Consider the following 17,943-nt stretch of genomic DNA (forward strand, 5'->3'; position numbering starts at 1 on the left):
CGGGCAAACATTTTTAGCACCTGTATGTTTAAGGCTATTGTATTTCATAATTAATTAAAATCAACAATCATGAAAATTAAATTATTAATACCCGCATTACTGGCCCTTGCCTTTATGGGCAGCTGCGTAAGCACAAAAACATATAAAAAACTACAGACCGATTATAACCGCCTTGATAGCAGCACACGCGATTTACAAGGAAGATTATCTACCAGTGAACGTAATTTAGAGGTTAGCCAAAACCGCGCTAAAAGCCTGGAAGATCAAATAGCTTCAGAACGTTCAAATGTAAAGGCATTACAAGATGCATTAAATAAGTGTTTAAATTCAAGCAGCCAGGGCAATGTCAACATCTCCAAACTGGTTGATGAAATAAACAGCTCTAACCGCTACATACAACAACTGGTTAACGCCAAAAATAAAAGCGACTCGCTCAATATGGTGCTAACAAATAATCTAACCCGCTCGTTAAGCCAATCGGAAATGCAGGATGTTGATGTACAGGTGTTGAAGGGTGTAGTTTACATTTCCTTAGCAGATAACATGTTGTATAAATCAGGCAGTTTTGAAATCTCTGACAAGGCAAGTGCTACACTTAGCAAAATATCTAAGATAATTAAGGACTACAATAACTACGATGTGCTGATCGAAGGTAATACTGATAACGTACCTATTAAGATGACAAACATCCGCAATAACTGGGATTTAAGTGCTTTAAGGGCATCATCAGTTGTACAAACGTTACAAACTCAATACGGTGTAGATCCTAAGCGATTAACAGCAGGCGGTCGCGGTGAGTATAACCCAATTGCCGACAATAACACACCGGCAGGTAAGGCGAAAAATAGACGCACGCAAATTATTATTACACCAAAGCTTGATCAGTTTATGGATTTAATTGGCAAGGCTCCCGAAAACCAGGGCACCACGCCAGCTACGGCACCTGCCTCAGCGCCTAAGAACTAAAAAAGACTTGATGTTAAATCAAAAAGCGGCCCGTGCAAATTGTACGGGCCGCTTTTATTTAATACTTTTAAGGGTTCGCTTTTTATTATAACACTCCGTAGAACCGATTGCAATAACCACAAGCTGACTTATTTAATTGTTGTGCACGAGCTTTATGCACGGCGTATATATCGCATGTGAAGCGATGCCCGTGATTTGTAGAACGAAAAAGATGAGTACGAATCGCAATGACAGCTTTGAATTGGTATTTTAGGTCGAAGTTCCACCGAACCTTAAATAGATTGACCATTTTAGCCCCTGAATAATATAAATTTGAAACAGCTGATTATCAATTGAACTTACCTAAAAATGAAGCTTTTTCTAACCCTTGCCATTGTTTCGCTCTTTTTTAACGTGCAAGCCCAAAACGACTATCGTAAAGCATGGAATAAAGATAGCCTGCTAACCTGGGCCGACTTTAAAGGACCGATAGATGAATCAAGCGATTTAAAGCCTATACACGTTACAGAGTAAATTATACGTACAAGTGGACGCTGATTGAGGGCATATACAATTTTACTTCAATGTTATAAACAACTTTGTTCAGGATCAATCATGGACCAAAACCTATTCCCAAACTCCTGAATTGTTAAGACACGAACAAATCCACTTCGACATTTTCGGAATTCTTTGCAAGAAAACTTCTTTTTGCCCTTAATCATTTCAATTATACAGGAGCATTTACAGACGAAATTGCTGACACATCAGGAAACTTTGATAAGATGAGAAACGACATGGAAGCGCTTTACGATTATGACACCAGGCATGGGTTGCTAAAAAGAAAGCAGATTACCTGGGACAACTATGTTACGGGCTTGCTAAACCAAGACCCACCATTAAAGGAAGCTTTAAATATGATTCCAGGAAAAAAGAAGTAAATGTAATATTTGCATTTAGGTTAGTGAATCAGCCCAATCTTACGATACAATCCAATTGATGATACCTTTTATATGCGACGTTCTGATGATCATTCGGTTGGCTTTATCTATATCCAAGGTAATGTCAAGTCTTTAATCAAGCTGTTTAGGTGAATAGTTTCTGGGGTTATCCAACCCCTTTTATTAAATTCGTCTATTGCAAGTTCACAACACTTCAATAACTCAAGTCTAAAATTTGTGACCAAGTTATTGCTACTGATGTCGTTCCTTAAAATGCACTTGTCTTTGTGATATAACTTAAGGTAACCGAGCTTACCTGTTTCGATCATTTCAAACCTTAAAGGCCCGTCAAAAAAATAAAATGTAGCCTTACTGTTTTGGTTTTTCGAAAGTTCTTTAAAAGACTTTATCCAAGATAAAAGAATAAGCGCAATACTATCGTTCCAGTTCTTTTCCGGAAAAAAGTCATCATTTAGTTTAAGGCAAATGGTACCTGTAATTACATCTGACGACGAAATTTCAAACGACTCACTATCGATATATAATTTCATGTTATAAATTAATCGAACCACTCTAACTTGCAATGGTGAGTTCGCTTTTAACTTTCAAGCACAGCTCATTTTAAAAAACACTTTATGTTTCCAATTGTCGGGATGGCAGGATTTGAACCTACGACCTCCAGCACCCCATGCTGGCGCGATACCGGGCTACGCTACATCCCGAAACATTCCTTAACTCAAATTTTGAATTTAGGACGATCAGCACAAATATAAAAAGTTGACGTAATCTGGAAAAAGGTGATCAAAATTTATCCCGCGAAAACTTCTAAATTTTTGAATTGTGAATTGCGTTAATTGCGATTATTAGTAACAATTTGTTTCGACTTGTGTCATAACATCAAATTTATAATTATGAAAAATAACTCTTTTATAATAGGTATTGCTGTTGGTGTAGCAGTTGGCGTTGCGTTGCATAATCTTGCGGTAGGCGTTGCTATCGGCAGCGGTATTGCGTTTGCATTTAACGGTGATCAAGATTGTTTTAAAAAGGCGTTTGTACGGATCAGGCGCAAGTAATTTACGAATTTAATAGGTGAGTTTATTATAGCGCCTTGTTGTAATTTTAAATACAAGTTGTATTGCTTTCTGTATATAAATTAAACTACTATTTTCGTTAAGTTACCAATGTCGTAATCTTTTCGGATGGCTCAGGTTCAAAATTATGATCTGCTCATAAGCAAAATCAATACATTTATACGTAAATACCATAACAACAACCTGCTCCGCGGGCTGATGTTTTTGGGTGCGGGCCTGTTTTCTGCCTTTGTCATAATAACATTATCAGAGTACTTTTTCAACTTCAATACCTTTTTACGCACCCTGCTTTTTTATGGATTTATCGGGTTAAATGTTGCACTTCTTATCTGGCTGGTTCTGCCATCATTACTGGCGAGGCTAAAACTTGGTAAAACTTTAACGCACGACGAAGCAGCCGAAATCATCGGGAAGCACTTTGTTGATATCCAGGATAGGCTCTTAAACACGCTTCAGCTAAAAAAGCAGGCTGATGAAAATCCTCATCAAAGTGCGTTAATAGAAGCCAGCATTAATCAAAAAATTGAAGCGCTTAATCCGGTAAGTTTCCCTACGGCAATAAACATCCGCGATAATGCCCGGTACCTCAAATGGCTTATTCCGCCGGCGGCTATTATCTGTGTCCTGGCTTTTGCAGCGCCGGCCATTCTTACCGAGAGCACAAAAAGACTGATAAGGCATAATGAGTATTTTGCCCCTATTGCGCCTTTTAAATTTTTGGTATTAAATAAAAGCTTATCGGTAGTTCAGGGGGCAGATTTAAAATTGGATGTTAAATTAACAGGAGATAAGTTGCCCGCTAACCTTTATATAGAGATAGCTTCAAGTACATTTAAGCTTGATAAGGAAAACATAAGCAAGTTTCATTATTTGTTTACTAATCTGCAACAAAATACAACGTTTCGCTTATCAGGTAATGGCTTTACATCCGTTCCATACCAGATCAAAGTTAATAAGAGAGCTGTTATCTTAAATTTCGATGCAGCGCTAACTTACCCGGCTTACCTGCATAAGAAAAATGAAACGGTTGCCAACGCAGGTGATTTAATATTGCCGGCCGGCACAACCGTTAAATGGAATTTTAACACGCAAAATACTGCATCTCTTGCATTTAAAATAAACAATATAAATGCCTGGCTAAAGGCTGTTAATGATAATGCTTTTCAGTATAGTGCGCAGATATTAAAAAACAGCTCTTATACAATTACCCCATTAAATGCTTCTGCCGGCGCGGGCGACTCTGCCATTTATAAAATAAACGTAATTGCCGATGAGGCTCCGGCTGTCACCGTAAATGAGAAGCCCGATTCGGTAAGTATGCAGGCGTTTTATTTTGACGGAAACATACAGGACGACCATGGCTTTTCGTCACTTAAGTTTTGCTACCAAACAGGTAAAGACGGAGCTCAGAAAACTTACAAAAAAGCAGTTAAGGCCGATCTGTCCGCAAGTCAAAGTGCATTTTTTTATTATTGGAATTTGAAGGATATTGGAATAAAACCAGGCGATAACGTAACCTACTATTTTGAAGTTACGGATAATGATGGCGTAGCAGGGCCGAAAACAACCCGATCTCCCGAAAGATCATTGAGCATACCGGATAACGCCGCACTTGCGAAACAATTAAACGCCGGAACCCAGGCGGTAAAAGAGAAAATGCAATCGGCTGTTAAGCTGGCCGGTCAGATCGAAAAGAATGCGCAAAAGCTAAATCAAACGTTCCTGGAAAAAAACGCCCTTTCTTTTGATGAAAAAAAGCAGGTGGAGGAGTTGCTTCAAAAGCGTAAGGATTTGGATGAACTGGTAAAGGACATTAAGGCAGAAAATAAAAAGAATGCTTATAACCGGCAGCAAGGGCAGCAAAAGGAGGAGCTGACGGAAAAGCAAAATCAAATGGAACAACTGTTTAACGAATTGCTTGACGATAAATCACGTGACATGCTGCAGCGCTTGCAAGAACTTATGCAGATGGATCAAAAGGATGCCACGCGCGACGAACTATCAAAGATGCAAAACGATAACAAGTCGTTAAAGAAAGAGCTTGACCGTATGCTGGAGCTTTACAAAAAGCTGGACTTTGAACAAAAGCTAAATCAAAACATAATTCAGCTTAACCAGCTTTCGCAACAGCAGCAAAAACTTGCCGACAAGACGCAACAAGCAGGGAACAGTCAGCAGGACTTGCAGGAGCAACAAAAACTTAACCAGCAGTTTGAGCAGATTAAAAAACAGTTGGACGAACTGCAAAAGCAAAACGAGCAAAACGGAGGTAAGCAATCTTTTAAAAATCCTGAAAAGGAAAAACAAGCCATTGACGAGCAATTGCAGCAGAGCACACAAAGCCTTAGCAAGAACAATAGGCAGCAGGCATCAAAATCTCAGCGAAGTGCAGCCAAGCAAATGCAGCAGATGGCCAACCAGTTAGATCAACAGGATGCAGAAGGAGAAGAAAGCCAAAATAATGTTGATGCCAGGCAGTTACGCGATCTGCTTAAATCATTAGTCAATAGCTCCTTTAACCAGGAAAAAGTTATGCAGAATCTGCGCGGCACCAACCCTACCGATCCAAAGTATGTAACGTTTGCGCAGCAGCAAAAGGATATTAAGGATAACCTTAAAACAGCCGAAGACAGCCTTTATTCACTAAGCAAACGCGTTCCGCAGATACAATCGTCGGTAAACAAGGAAATAACAACCATTAACGAGCAGATAGATAAGGCACTTGACGCACTTGGCGACCGTAAAACCGCCGAAGCAAATCGTAGCCAGCAGTACGCCATGACATCCATGAACAATTTGGCCCTGTTATTGAGTGAAGCGCTTAACCAATTGCAAAAAGCAATGAACAAAAGCGGCAAAGGCAAGGGTAAACAAAGTGGATCGATGTCGCAAATAAGTAAAATGCAGCAGCAGCTAAATCAAAATATGCAAAAGGCGAGGCAACAACTGGAGCAACAGGGAGGTAATGAGGGTAAAAGCCAAAAGCAGGGCATGAGCGAGCAATTTGCCCGGATGGCCCGGCAGCAGCAGCAAATTCGCCAAACACTGCAACAAATAAACCGCGAGCAGAACAAAAACGGCGGGAACAAATTGGGCGATCTGGACAAAATTTCAAAAGAAATGGAACAAACAGAACGCGATCTCGTAAACAGAAAAATCACAGATGAAGCGCTAAAAAGGCAGCAGCAAATTCAAACCCGACTGTTGGAGGCCGAGAAAGCCGACCAACAGCGCGAGCAGGACCAAAAACGGGAAAGCCGCTCGGGTGCAGAGTTGCCACCGGGATATATAAAGGCTTTGCAGGATTTCGAAAAATTGAAATCGAAGCAAACAGAACAAATTAAAACCGTCCCTCCCGCGCTTAATTTGTATTATCGCCAAAAAATTAAATTATACTTTGATCAACTTAATGCAAAATGATATGGAACAGCCCAATGTGCAAACAAGTGAACTATATACATTGCAGCTTCCATCAAAATATGAAAGCATCTCGCTACTCGAAAATTTGATTGAGGAAGTAGCTGATAAGTACAATGTGCCCGAAGATACATTCGCTAATATGATGACTTGCCTTAACGAGGCTGTAACAAACGCTATTGTACACGGAAACAAACTCGACCCTGACAAAACTGTTATTATAAATGCCGAGGTTGATACCAAACGCATTATCTGGACCATTACCGATCAGGGCCAAGGCTTTGACTATAATAATCTTGCCGACCCAACCGCACCCGATCGTATTGAAGAACTAACGGGCCGTGGCGTTTTTATATTAAAACATCTGGCCGACCAATGTATTTTTAATGCTTCAGGCAACGAGGTTGAACTTCATTTTAAAATATAGATGCCCGCCATAAATTTTTTTGAAGAGGATATCGCTTTTAAGCTCAAAAATAAAACGGTTGTACGCAAGTGGATAACCGGCGCTGTTGCTGCAGAAGGGTTCAAACTTGAAGAGCTCAATTACATATTTTGTTCGGACAGCTACCTTTTGCAAATAAACCAGCAGTATCTGGATCATGATACCTATACCGATATTGTAACTTTTGATAATTCTGAAGAAGAAGGTGTAATAGTAAGCGATATTTTTATATCAATAGATCGTATAAGAGAAAATGCTGCCAAGTTTGGCGTTACCGATGTGCACGAATTGCATCGCGTTATGATACATGGCGCACTCCACTTGCTCGGCTACAAAGACAAAAGCGCTGCTGATAAGAAAAAAATGACATCCAAAGAAGATTTTTACCTGGAAAAAAGAGATTTTTAATATCTATTTTTACACCTATAAATCATTCATACCCAATTATAAAAACATGAAAGTACTTACAATGATATTGGCACTGCTGTTTGTAACACCGGCTGCTAAATCTATTTATGATTTTAAATTAAAATCAATTGATGGAAAGGCATTTTCGCTTGCCAAATACAAGGGCAAAAAAGTGCTCATCGTTAACACAGCTTCAAAATGTGGCTTTACAAAACAATATGCCGAGTTGCAAAAACTGGCAGATCAGTACAAAGACAAAGTTGTTGTTGTTGGCTTCCCTGCTAATAACTTTGGCGGCCAGGAACCGGGCAGCAACCTGGAAGTGAAAGAGTTTTGTTCAAAAAACTTTGGTGTTACTTTTCCTCTAAGCGAAAAAGTAAGTGTTAAGGGCGATGATATCGACCCATTGTTTGCTTATCTTACAGCAGCAGAAAATCCTGACTTTACAGGCGAGATCAAATGGAACTTCGAAAAATTCTTGATCGATGAGCACGGCAAATTAATTCACCGTTACCGCTCACAGGTTACACCGCTGAGCCCGGAGATTACAAAAGCATTATAATAAAAAAAGGAGCCTTGAGGGCTCCTTTTTTTGTTTTGGGTCGAGCAGTTCATGTCATGCTATTAACGCGCCTCAATTGGCTTTTTAATAACCGTATCATGCCGCACATAGTGAAGCGTCTACTAGACATTTTCCATACTGCTGATTACATTCTTCGCACCGCTCAGAATGGCAAAAAGACTTATAAATATTTTGCTCGTTGGCTTTTGTATTTCTTAAAGAAACCCCGAAGCAAAAAATTGCGCCGTGCCGCTTTAAAGTTCTCGTTTGATATGCTGCATTGGCGTGTACCTATATGACCGTTTTGGCGAGGCCTCCAACCCGATTCTTTCAAGGTTTAGCGACCTTTATGCTTCGCACCAAGACTTTACACTTATTTCATTGGCACTTCTATGATCAGTAAGCTTGTAGCTGATAATGTATCAATTGAAAACGATGCAGTGTCATGTACGCCAAGTGCGTCTCTTTTATTCAAAAGCTGATCTTCTATCTTCACCCTCCCTTCTAATACAAATACGTAAGCGCCATTTCCAGGCGTATTTATTGTATAATTTAACTGTTTTCCTTCATCGAAACTACCGCGCACAAAAGTGGTGTCCTGGTTTAAAACAAGTGCATTGTCTGATGCATCTGGAGAAATCAACGTAGTGAAGGTGTTATGCTTTATACTGTCTCCGAAACTCTTTTGATCATACCTTGGCTTAATGTTACGGACCTTAGGATATATCCATATTTGTAAAGACTCTGTATCTTCATCAGGCAATGGATTAAATTCGGAATGCGTAACACCCCTACCTGCAGACATGATTTGCACATCACCGGCGTTTATGACGCCTGTATTCCCCATGCTGTCTTTATGTTCTAAAGCGCCTTTTAATACGATGGTAGTGATCTCCATGTTATCATGCGGATGCATACCAAAGCCTCTGTTGGCCGCAATAACGTCGTCATTTAAAACTCTAAGGGCGCCAAAGCTAATTTTCTCAGGATTGTAATATGGCCCAAAGCTAAAAGAGAAATTTGCCTTTAGCCAACCTATATCGTTTTTGCCGCGTTCATTTTCAGGATAATATATGGTTTTCATATCAATGTTATTTAATATATGTTTAAACACTCAATTGCCGTTCCACAATTTATTTATATGTATTTTTGTGCAATTGAACTGCACCAATGGCATACAAAGCAATTTTAATAGGAGCAACTGGCCTTATTGGCAGCAATTTGCTAAGTATATTGCTTAATAGCTCGCACTATGATGAAGTTGTAATATTAGTAAGGCGAGACTCAGGCTTACAACACTCTAAATTGCGCCAGCACATCGTTAATTTTGATGATGAGAATAGCTACGCTGCTTTTATAAACGGGCATGTTGTATTTTCATGCTTGGGCACAACTAAAAAGCACACACCAGAAAAAAAACAGTACTATAAAATCGATCATGATTATCCATTACAGATGGCACAATTGTCTAAGAAAAATGGCGTTAATCAATTTCATGTAGTATCGTCTATTGGTGCGAATAAGGATTCATCCATCTTTTATACTAAAACTAAAGGAGAGTTAGAGGATGATTTAAAAGCGTTGCGTCTACAAAGTTTACACATTTATCAGCCATCGATGCTCATAGGCGAGCGCAAAGGTAACCGGGCCATCGAGAATTTATATGGCGCAATCTTTAAGATCAGTGATCCTCTACTAATCGGTAAATTAAAAAAATATAGAAGCGTTAAAGGCGCGAAGGTTGCACAAGCCATGTATATCAAATCATTAGAGCATGCAACTGGAACATTTACATATACATCAGATCAAATAAATAATATTTAGTGAGCAATTTTATCTCGGCCGAAAATTTAGGTCATTCATTTCATGATAACTGGTTATTTAAAAACCTAAGTATTGGCATTAACCGCGGACGCAGGGTAGCACTGGTTGGCGTTAATGGTGCCGGTAAGTCTACCCTGTTAAAGATATTATCTGGCGCTATCAAACCTACTGAAGGTAAGGTTGCGCAGGCACGAGATCTTAACGTAGGCTACCTGGAGCAAGATCCCGACTTTAAAAATGCACTTACTATTAGTGATTACATCTTTCATGCCGATAATATACAGCAGCAGCTAATTCGCCGGTACGAAGAGTTACTAGAAAACGACCCGGACAATATGAAGGCGCTTGAAAAAGTGATGGAAGAGATGAGTGAGATAGATGCGTGGGAATATGAGTATAAGATAAAGACTATTTTAGGCAGACTTGATATACACCATCTTAACCAGCACATTACTACACTATCAGGAGGGCAAAAGAAACGTTTGGCTTTAGCTAAACTTTTAATTGAAGATCCTGAATTATATGTTTTAGATGAGCCTACCAACCACCTTGATATTGACACCATTGAATGGCTGGAAAAACTGCTTACCGAAGGTAACAAAACAATATTAATGGTTACCCACGACAGGTATTTCCTGGATAATGTTTGTAATGAAATATTGGAAATTGACCGTGGTAAGATTATCCCCTACCTAGGCAACTATGCGTATTACCTTGAAAAGAAAGCTGAGCGCGAAGCTGCCGACGAAGCATCTTTTCAGAAAAACTCGAATTTATTGCGTAAAGAGTTGGAGTGGATGCGCAGGCAACCAAAGGCAAGAGGCACTAAATCCAAATCACGCATAGATGCTTTTTACGATCTTGAGGCTAAGACAAAAAATAATGGCCCTAAACAAAACGTGGAACTTAGCGTGAAAACTGCTCGTCAGGGTAATAAGATCATGGAGCTGCATAATGTAGTTAAAGGTTTTAATGACCACATTTATATTAACGGCTTCAGTTACACTTTTAAGAAGGGTGATCGAATAGGCTTAGCCGGTAAAAATGGAAGTGGAAAATCTACCCTTTTAAATTTAATTACAAATAAGTTACAGCCCGATGCAGGCGAAATTATAAAAGGTGATACAACGGTGATTGGCTATTTTAACCAAGCCGGCCTCGCTTTTAAGGACGATGAACGCGTTATAGATATTGTAAAAAATGTAGCGGAGTTTATTACCATGGCCGATGGTAAAATGATTTCTGCATCAGCATTACTGACTCAATTTTTGTTCCCTCCTGCTAAACAATATGGTATGGTGGCAAAACTTAGTGGTGGCGAAAAAAAGCGTCTCCACTTGATGAGCATACTGATGAAAAATCCAAACTTTTTGATTTTGGATGAGCCAACCAATGACTTGGACATCGATACGCTTAACGTTTTGGAGGAGTTTCTCACCACCTATCCGGGCATATTAATTATTGTGTCGCACGATAGATACCTGCTCGACAAAATGGCTGACCAGTTGTTTATTATGGAAGATGGCAATGTACGGGTTTACAACGGAAACTATTCTTCTTATCGTACAGAACTTGAAGAAAGCAAATCTGCCGCTAAAAGACCAGTTGCTGTGGCAACCCCAATTCAGCAAGAACAGCCAAAAAAAGCTAAATTAAGCTTTAAAGAAGAAAAAGAATTCGCAGGTCTTGAACAAGAGATTGCTGATATAGAAATCAAATTAAAGGAGACGGGTGAAGAATTAAATACGACAGATATCGATGCAAAGAAGCTAAAACAAATAACTGATAAGATCGAGTATCTCAACAAACAGCTCGACATTAAAACATCTCGTTGGATTGAATTAGGTGAACTAAAAGAAGCATAATATGGCGTTGTCGGATATCATAGCATCAACAGGTGTCGTTATTCTTTTGGTAGCATTTCTACTAAACTTATATAAAAAGATATCTGCTCAGAGCAAACTATATAGTGCCATGAATCTCATCGGAGCTGGACTATGTTGTGCGTCGTCGTACATGATCAAATTTTATCCCTTTGTTCTATTAGAGGGCGTTTGGGCGGCTTTTGCGCTTGTTTCATTGATAAAGGTTCCACGTGGAACATCAAAGTAATATTATGTTCCACGTGGAACATGGAGGTTAATATGTTTAAGAAGTATAATGTGATTGTGGTTGGCGCAGGTCATGCAGGATGTGAAGCTGCAGCTGCGGCTGCAAACCTTGGCTCGTCTGTGTTACTGATTACAATGAATATGGGCACCATAGCCCAAATGAGTTGTAACCCTGCCATGGGTGGTGTCGCAAAAGGGCAAATTGTGCGTGAGATTGATGCATTAGGTGGTTACTCAGGAATAATTACTGATAAAACATCGCTTCAATTTAGGATGCTAAACCGTTCCAAAGGCCCAGCTATGTGGAGCCCACGAGCGCAAAGCGACAGGATACGGTTTGCAGAAGAATGGAGAATAGCTCTAGAAAAAACGCCTAATGTCGACTTTTGGCAGGATACAGTGACGTCTCTTTTGGTAAAAGGAAACACAGTAGCTGGTGTTAAAACTTCCATCGGGATTGAAATAGAAGCCGACGCTGTGGTACTAACAAATGGTACCTTTTTAAATGGAATTATACATATTGGTGAGAAAAAGTTTGGCGGCGGTCGTACTGGTGAAAAGGCAGCTACTGGGTTAACGGAGCAATTGATAACATTAGGCTTCGAAGCGGGAAGGATGAAAACCGGGACTCCACCACGCGTGGATGGGAGAAGTTTGAATTACGCTTTAATGGAAGAACAATGGGGAGATGAAGAACGAGGACGTTTTTCGTTTACCGACGTCGAGCTAGCGACTGATCAGCGCTGCTGCTGGATAACTTACACCAATAATAAAGTCCACGAAACGCTAAAAGAAGGCTTTGAAAAATCACCGATGTTTACCGGTAGGATAAAAGGGCTAGGCCCCCGCTATTGCCCATCTATCGAAGATAAAATAAATCGCTTTGCAGAACGTGACAGGCACCAGATATTTGTGGAACCTGAAGGTTGGAACACTGTTGAAATTTATGTAAACGGTTTCTCTACCTCTTTACCGGAGGATGTACAATATAAAGCGCTCACACAAATACCAGGTTTTGAAGCGGCTAAAATGTTCAGGCCAGGGTATGCAATTGAATATGATTTCTTCCCTCCTACTCAATTGAGTTTGACGTTAGAAACAAAGCAAATCAGCAACCTTTACTTTGCCGGGCAGATTAACGGTACCACCGGTTATGAGGAAGCCGCATCACAAGGTTTTATAGCGGGGATAAATGCACACCAAAAAATTAATGATAAGCATGAGTTGATCCTCAAAAGATCAGAATCATATATAGGTGTATTGATAGATGATTTGGTAACCAAAGGCACGGAAGAACCTTATCGAATGTTTACATCGCGTGCGGAGCACCGCTTATTGTTACGCCAAGACAATGCCGATATCAGGCTTAGCCCTATTGGCCATGAGCTGGGGTTAATCAATGATGAACGCTTAGATAAGGTGAACAAAAAGATCAAAAACTCTGATGATTTAGTTGCCTTTACTAAAGCTAAAAGCATTGACCCATCTACTGTAAATAATTTATTAGAAGAGTCTGGTACAAGTGCTATTAATCAAAATGCTAAACTATTTGCTTTGCTTAGCAGACCACAGATAGGCTTTAACGAATTAAAAACTGTTGACGCATCGCTACAAGAAAAATTAGCCGCCTACGATAAAGAAACTATAGAGCAGGCTGAAATAAAAATCAAATACGAGAGTTACTTTATCAAAGAAATGGAAATAGTTGATCGGATGAAAAAAATGGAAGATCGGGAGATCAACCCAAATTTCGATTACCATCAACTTGTATCATTATCTAAAGAAGCACGTGAAAAATTGATGCGGATAAAACCCCGCACCTTGGGCCAGGCATCTCGCATTTCGGGTGTGTCTCCGTCAGATGTATCAGTTTTAATGGTTCACGTATCAAGATAAACTGTAAATGTTTATAAATCAATTACTTATAAAATTTTATTTATAAGTCAATATTTTAGATTTTCCAGCATACAAATCATAAAATACAAAAAGTCGCTTATATCGCCTAAAAACAATGTCAAATCAAAAATTGGCCTTTTTAAGTAAATTTTACCTGCTAATTTTAGTTATAATTTCGCTATGGGGATGTGCTGCAATGCAACGCCCTACCGGAGGGCCGAGAGATTTGACCCCACCCAAAGTTGTCAAGGCAACGCCTGAAAATATGACACGTAATTTTACGGCAAAGCAAATACAAATTGAATTTGATGAGTTTTATAAATTAACAAATCAATACCAGGAAATCAGCATCAGCCCGGCACAAGAAAAACTGCCGGAGTACGATGTAAGCAAAAAGCTGCTTACTATTAAGTTTAAAGATTCGCTGCAAAAGAACACTACTTATGTGATCAACTTTGGTAAGGCCATTGCGGACGTGAACGAAAATAACGTTCTAAAAAATTTTACATACGTTTTCTCTACCGGCCCGCATATCGACTCATTAAGTATAACCGGGCAAGTATTCAACACAAGCACGCAGGAACGTGAAAAGGAAGCAACAGTGTTCCTGTTCCCTATCAGCCAAGATAGCCTGATGTTTGGAAAGAAGAAGCCAACTATCTTTACATCTACCGATTCGGCTGGTAATTTTTCCCTTAACAACCTTCGCGAAGATACCTATGCCATATACGCTTTAAAGGAACAGGCTGCCAATAAAATCTATGATAATGATGCTGAGCTGATAGCATTTTTGAAAAAGCCTATAAAAGTAGATAAGGATACCTCGGGCATTAAACTTAATCTTTTTAAGCAAACACCTGAGAAATTCAGGATCGTCGAAAAAAGGTTTAATCAGGATGGTAAGCTATCATTTCTGTTTAACAGGCCGTTAAACAAGCCCGCAATCAAATTACTTTCGCCCACTGCATTGGATGGGCAAAAGATCGTAGAATTCACTAAAACCAGGGATTCGGCTTTTGTATATATGCGCAATATGGACTTTGATTCGTTAAGTGTACAGATATTGGAAAATGGCAAAGCGTTGGACACCGTACCTATGCTTAAGCAACGTAAAGAACGCTTTGATAGAGCAACTACATTTACCTTTAATATTAATAAAAACGGTATGTTTAAGCCAAACACCGACCTGATAATAAAGGGTAACCTACCTATTGAAAGCTTCGATAAATCTTATTTTACGCTAACTGAAGACTCGGTGGCCGAAAATAATTTTACCCTTCAAAAGGATACAGCCAACCTACGCTCTATTGTTATGAAATATCGCTTCAGGCCGGGCAGTAAGTATGAATTGACCTTTAATGAAGGCGCTGTCACTAATATATACGGCGATAAAAACAAAAAATCGGCAATTAAATTTCAGGGTGACAAAATTGAAAATTACAGTGTGTTAACGCTACAGGTTAAAGTGCCCGAAGCGGGTAAAAGCTATGTAGTGGAAATGCTCGACGATCAAAAGAATCTATTAAATACTAATGTAATAACTGCGGATAGTAAGCTGATTTATCGTAACATACTTACAGGTAAATACTTCTTCCGGGTTATTTATGATAACAACGGGAATGGGGTTTGGGACAGCGGTAATGTGCGCAGAAAAACCTACCCTGAAAATATCTGGTTAAGTGATAAGGAAGTAACCCTGCGCCCCAACTGGGATGCAGAAGAAACGCTTGTTGTACCTAAAGAAGTTATTGTTCCATAAACCAACCGGAATACATTATATAGTTCTGCGGAAGTTTGTCCAATAAAGCCTTTTGCTCATCGGTAAGAGGCTTTATCTTTTTAGCCGGGCTACCGGCATATAAATAACCAGATTCGCATACCGAGCGTTCTAACACTACCGAGCCAGCTCCTATTATCACATAAGGCTCAATTACGGCATCATCCATTACTATTGCACCCATCCCAACTAAAACGTTGTTATGCAGTGTACAGCCATGTACAATAGCATTGTGACCTATAGACACATTGCTGCCGATATTTGTGGGTGATTTTAAGTAGGTTGCATGTATACATGCATTGTCTTGAATATTGGTATTATTCCCTATTTTAATATAATGCACATCGCCACGTATAACGGCATTAAACCACACCGAACAGTGATTACCCATTTGCACATCGCCCACAATAGTTGCATTCGGCGCTATAAAACAATCCTCACCCCAGGCAGGGGATTTATCTTTAACAGGTAATATAACAGGCATAATTAATTGGTTTAGCTGTAAAATTTAATGTGAAAAATATCTATGTTTGAAACAGTATAAGCGAAAATAGCTCAGTCGGTAGAGCGTCAGTTTCCCAAACTGAAGGCCGCGGGTTCGAATCCCGTTTTTCGCTCAACCCCTCCCAACCCTCCAGTTGGGAAGCAATATGCAAGTCTCGCCTTCCAGGGAGATTGAGAGGGGCTCTTTATAACACCGTATCCTCTAACATATTTGCATGTTCAGGATAATCGGTAGTAAAATGTAACCCTCTACTTTCATGCCTGGCCATTGCAGATTTTACTACCAGGTAACTTACCTGTATTAAGTTACGCAATTCGCACAACTTAACTGATAGCTTAGTTTGCTTATAAAATTCTTCAGTTTCTTCATACAATAAACGTAAACGGCGCATAGCCCTTTCCAAACGGAAATCAGACCGAACAATACCTACATAGTCATTCATAAGCTTTTGCATCTCGCGGATGTTATGCGTAACCAAAATATCCTCATTAAGCAGCTTTACCCCGTGTTCGTTCCAGTCGGGAATGTTATCAGGTATCACATAGCTATTAAAATCAACAATCGCATCAGTATAAATACGGTGTGCAAATACCAGTGCCTCAAGTAAGGAATTGGACGCCAAACGATTGGCACCGTGCAAACCCGTAGATGAGCACTCGCCACAAGCGTACAACCGTTGTATGGATGAGCGGCCGCTATGATCTACCAATACACCACCGCACATGTAATGGCAGGCTGGTGCAACAGGTATCATATCTCGCGTCATATCAATACCTATTTCCAAACACTTTGCATAGATGTTAGGAAAGTGTTCTAAAATGTCTTTCTTCTTTTTATGGGTGATATCAAGATATACAAAGTCTTCACCCGATTTTTTTATCTCAGAGTCAATTGCCCTTGCCACAATATCACGAGGCGCTAAAGATTTACGCTCATCATACTCCTGCATAAATTCTTCTCCATTTGTACGGCGCAGTACCCCGCCTAAGCCACGAACAGCTTCAGAAATTAAAAACGATGGATATTCACCGGGATTATATAACGCTGTGGGGTGAAACTGAATAAACTCCATGTTTCTAACTTTACCTTTAGCACGATAAACCATGGCTACGCCGTCACCGGTTGCAATAGTTGGGTTAGTAGTTACCGAATAGATATGCCCCGCTCCTCCCGAAGCCATTACCGTTACTTTAGATAATATCTTCTCGACCGTATTGGTTTCGGTATTAAAAGCGTAAATGCCAAAACATTTAATATCCGGTGTAGATTTTTTAACCACTTCACCTAAGTGGTGCTGCGTGATCAAATCAACGGCAAAGTAATGTGTTAATATCTCAATGTTGGGCTCGCGGTGTATCTCTTCTAACAAGGCGCGTTCAATTTCGAAACCGGTGATATCCTTATAATGTAATACCCGAAATTCGGAGTGGCCGCCCTCTTTTGCAAGGTCATAAATACCTTCGTTGGTCTTGTCGAAATTGGTTCCGTAATCAATAATCTCACGGATCCTGTCCGGCCCTTCCTTAACAACAGCTTCTACAACTTCTTTGTCGCAAAGGCCGTCGCCGGCAATTAGCGTGTCATTTATATGCTTTTCAAACGAATCTTCTTTTTTATCCACAACCACTGCCACACCACCCTGGGCATACTTAGTGTTGCTTTCATCTTCATTTGCCTTTGTAACTATCAGAACCTTACCATGCTTGGCGGCCTTTAGTGCAAAACTTAATCCTGCTATGCCCGAACCAACTACTAAGAAATCAACATTTCTGCTCATGTATTGTATATGTATTGTGTAAAATTAGGCTTTCTGTTAATAAGCGGTATAAAACATGTTAAATTTGTGTCGGGAAAAAAGCATAAAAAATTAGATATGTTGATAACCCCCGATTTTGAGTTTCTGTGTGGATTTTATGAGCAACTTTTAAGACGTTTTAAAAACGAATTGAACATTTATAAACATCAACATTTATCAACAAATAAGTTTTGAAACTAAAAGTTGTTTGTCACATCGATCTTAA

Annotated in this window: 17 protein-coding genes and 2 tRNA genes; 14 read left to right on the forward strand and 5 right to left on the reverse strand. The window is 39.6% G+C overall.

Translation table 11 applies throughout. From position 1 onward, the window contains the following. Positions 1–69: 69 nt before the first annotated feature. The 3 genes from FPZ43_RS08295 (at position 70) to FPZ43_RS19255 (ending at position 1,883) form a co-directional block, all read left to right on the forward strand. Positions 70–966, forward strand: coding sequence for an OmpA/MotB family protein (locus FPZ43_RS08295; protein ID WP_146381401.1), 897 nt, complete (start codon positions 70–72; stop codon positions 964–966). 348 nt (positions 967–1,314) lie between these two features. Then, positions 1,315–1,479: a hypothetical protein gene (locus tag FPZ43_RS19250; RefSeq protein WP_186461782.1), complete on the forward strand. Its 165-nt coding sequence runs from the start codon at positions 1,315–1,317 to the stop codon at positions 1,477–1,479. 248 nt (positions 1,480–1,727) lie between these two features. Next, positions 1,728–1,883 carry a hypothetical protein gene (locus FPZ43_RS19255; protein WP_186461783.1) on the forward strand — a complete coding sequence of 52 codons (156 nt, stop codon included), beginning with the start codon at positions 1,728–1,730 and terminating at the stop codon, positions 1,881–1,883. 107 nt (positions 1,884–1,990) lie between these two features. Here FPZ43_RS19255 and FPZ43_RS08300 read toward each other — a convergent pair whose 3' ends face one another. Both FPZ43_RS08300 and FPZ43_RS08305 read right to left on the reverse strand, forming a co-directional pair. After that, positions 1,991–2,434 (reverse strand): hypothetical protein, encoded by a 444-nt coding sequence (locus FPZ43_RS08300; protein ID WP_146381402.1) that lies wholly within the window; start codon positions 2,432–2,434, stop codon positions 1,991–1,993. Positions 2,435–2,531: 97 nt separating this feature from the next. Continuing rightward, positions 2,532–2,605 (reverse strand) — tRNA-Pro (locus FPZ43_RS08305). Positions 2,606–2,794: 189 nt separating this feature from the next. Between FPZ43_RS08305 and FPZ43_RS19260 the strand changes: the two genes are divergently transcribed. From FPZ43_RS19260 to FPZ43_RS08325, 5 genes are all read left to right on the forward strand, one after another. Next, complete coding sequence (locus tag FPZ43_RS19260) at positions 2,795–2,959, forward strand: hypothetical protein (RefSeq protein ID WP_186461784.1); 165 nt, start codon at positions 2,795–2,797, stop codon at positions 2,957–2,959. A 126-nt stretch (positions 2,960–3,085) separates the two neighbouring features. Further along, a complete protein-coding gene (locus tag FPZ43_RS08310) occupies positions 3,086–6,397 on the forward strand; it encodes a DUF4175 family protein (RefSeq protein WP_146381403.1) in 3,312 nt (1,103 codons plus the stop codon). Position 6,398: 1 nt separating this feature from the next. Then, positions 6,399–6,821, forward strand: a complete 423-nt coding sequence (locus tag FPZ43_RS08315; RefSeq protein WP_146381404.1) for an ATP-binding protein — start codon at positions 6,399–6,401, stop codon at positions 6,819–6,821. After that, the gene (gene ybeY / locus FPZ43_RS08320; protein ID WP_146381405.1) at positions 6,822–7,247 is read left to right on the forward strand and encodes an rRNA maturation RNase YbeY; all 426 of its coding nucleotides are present in this window, start codon (positions 6,822–6,824) and stop codon (positions 7,245–7,247) included. It begins immediately after the preceding gene. 46 nt (positions 7,248–7,293) lie between these two features. Continuing rightward, complete coding sequence (locus tag FPZ43_RS08325; protein WP_146381406.1) at positions 7,294–7,809, forward strand: glutathione peroxidase; 516 nt, start codon at positions 7,294–7,296, stop codon at positions 7,807–7,809. A gap of 373 nt (positions 7,810–8,182) precedes the next feature. Here the strand turns inward: FPZ43_RS08325 and FPZ43_RS08330 are convergent, their stop codons facing one another. Then, positions 8,183–8,893: a pirin family protein gene (locus FPZ43_RS08330; RefSeq protein ID WP_146381407.1), complete on the reverse strand. Its 711-nt coding sequence runs from the start codon at positions 8,891–8,893 to the stop codon at positions 8,183–8,185. Between the two features lie 86 nt (positions 8,894–8,979). Here FPZ43_RS08330 and FPZ43_RS08335 point away from each other — a divergent pair, with 86 nt between their 5' ends. The 5 genes from FPZ43_RS08335 to FPZ43_RS08355 all read left to right on the forward strand — a co-directional run bounded on the left by FPZ43_RS08335 (position 8,980) and on the right by FPZ43_RS08355 (position 15,399). Next, positions 8,980–9,633, forward strand: coding sequence for an NAD(P)H-binding protein (locus FPZ43_RS08335; RefSeq protein ID WP_146381408.1), 654 nt, complete (start codon positions 8,980–8,982; stop codon positions 9,631–9,633). Further along, positions 9,633–11,498 carry an ABC-F family ATP-binding cassette domain-containing protein gene (locus tag FPZ43_RS08340; RefSeq protein WP_146381409.1) on the forward strand — a complete coding sequence of 622 codons (1,866 nt, stop codon included), beginning with the start codon at positions 9,633–9,635 and terminating at the stop codon, positions 11,496–11,498. Before FPZ43_RS08335 ends, FPZ43_RS08340 begins: the two co-directional genes overlap by 1 nt. 1 nt (position 11,499) lies before the next feature. Next, a complete protein-coding gene (locus FPZ43_RS19765; protein ID WP_456238242.1) occupies positions 11,500–11,745 on the forward strand; it encodes a CBU_0592 family membrane protein in 246 nt (81 codons plus the stop codon). Between the two features lie 32 nt (positions 11,746–11,777). Then, entirely contained in the window at positions 11,778–13,640 is a 1,863-nt protein-coding gene (gene mnmG / locus FPZ43_RS08350; protein WP_146381647.1) for a tRNA uridine-5-carboxymethylaminomethyl(34) synthesis enzyme MnmG, read from the forward strand. A gap of 196 nt (positions 13,641–13,836) precedes the next feature. Beyond that, entirely contained in the window at positions 13,837–15,399 is a 1,563-nt protein-coding gene (locus FPZ43_RS08355) for an Ig-like domain-containing protein (protein WP_261381039.1), read from the forward strand. On the opposite strand, the gene FPZ43_RS08360 is transcribed toward FPZ43_RS08355, so the two are convergent. Next, positions 15,386–15,901 carry a gamma carbonic anhydrase family protein gene (locus FPZ43_RS08360; protein ID WP_146381411.1) on the reverse strand — a complete coding sequence of 172 codons (516 nt, stop codon included), beginning with the start codon at positions 15,899–15,901 and terminating at the stop codon, positions 15,386–15,388. The two genes, FPZ43_RS08355 and FPZ43_RS08360, sit on opposite strands and share 14 nt — an antisense overlap. Positions 15,902–15,961: 60 nt before the next feature. Between FPZ43_RS08360 and FPZ43_RS08365 the strand changes: the two genes are divergently transcribed. Beyond that, positions 15,962–16,034 (forward strand) — tRNA-Gly (locus tag FPZ43_RS08365). Between the two features lie 72 nt (positions 16,035–16,106). Here FPZ43_RS08365 and nadB read toward each other — a convergent pair. Further along, positions 16,107–17,699 carry an L-aspartate oxidase gene (nadB, locus tag FPZ43_RS08370; protein ID WP_146381412.1) on the reverse strand — a complete coding sequence of 531 codons (1,593 nt, stop codon included), beginning with the start codon at positions 17,697–17,699 and terminating at the stop codon, positions 16,107–16,109. Positions 17,700–17,943 lie beyond the last annotated feature (244 nt).

It is taken from the genome of Mucilaginibacter pallidiroseus, from assembly GCF_007846085.1.
In the GTDB taxonomy this organism is placed as follows: domain Bacteria; phylum Bacteroidota; class Bacteroidia; order Sphingobacteriales; family Sphingobacteriaceae; genus Mucilaginibacter; species Mucilaginibacter pallidiroseus.